General features: G+C 36.3%; 1 protein-coding gene. It reads left to right on the top strand.

Annotated features, from left to right (window positions below):
• Nucleotides 1-173 precede the first annotated feature (173 nt).
• Nucleotides 174-889, top strand: a 716-nt coding sequence (locus J0N78_RS25505) for an IS4 family transposase (RefSeq protein WP_209125865.1), incomplete at its 3' end; no start/stop codon positions are given.

Genomic DNA, 889 nt, shown 5'->3' with positions numbered 1-889 from the left:
TTAATAACTCAACTTTCGCACCAATAAAAGTTCAATAAGTTCAACAAGTAGTAGTTGCTGACGTCATTGAAATACTTACATTGACACTAAAAATTTGCATGAAAAAACACCCATCTGTTTGGTATAGTTGATTTGTCGAGAACCACATACCATACAGAAGAGGTGTCCTCTATATGATATCGAATAATGACCAAACTAAGCAACTACCAAATGAAATAAAATCTACATTTAAAGAATTACAAGTATTCAAACATCTTAGAAAAGCTGGGATTACCAAGTCATTTGGCTTTTCTTGCGCTTATTTATTTCAGCTTATTTTCTGTTTGATCTTTGAAAACAAAAACTGGTTTCGTACTCTTGAAAGCAAGAAATCTACGGATATTCCAGCTAAAGATGCGGTCTACCGTTTCTTAAACCGTTCAACTTACTCGTGGAGAAGGTTTCTACTTCTATTAAGCGCACACTCGATTGAAAAAGTAAGTAAACTGACGAATCATGAGCGTATCAAAGTACTGATTGTTGACGATTCTTCCTATGATAAAAATCGAAGGAAATCGGTTGAACTCCTTGCGCGTTGTTTTGACCATGCTTCTCAAAAAATGCGTTTTTACAAAGGTTTTCGTATGCTTACCCTTGGGTGGTCTGACGGTACAACGTTTATGCCTGTAGACTTTTCTTTATTGAGCTCTAAAAACAGTATCATCAACGGAATATCAGATAAAATTGATAAACGCAGTTCTGGTTATAAGCGACGTCTAGAAGCTTTACAATCCGCACCTGAACAGATTCCAGCGATGATTCAACGTGCGATGAACACGGGGATTGAAGCTTCTTATGTTCTGATGGATACTTGGTTTACACATCAACCGCTTATTAAAGAAATCAAGGA

This window comes from Alkalihalobacillus sp. BA299 (assembly GCF_017745675.1).
In the GTDB taxonomy this organism is placed as follows: domain Bacteria; phylum Bacillota; class Bacilli; order Bacillales; family Bacillaceae_F; genus Alkalihalobacterium.
The sequence above is the reverse complement of the archived record's forward strand: the minus strand, read 5'-3'. Positions and strand labels throughout refer to the sequence as shown.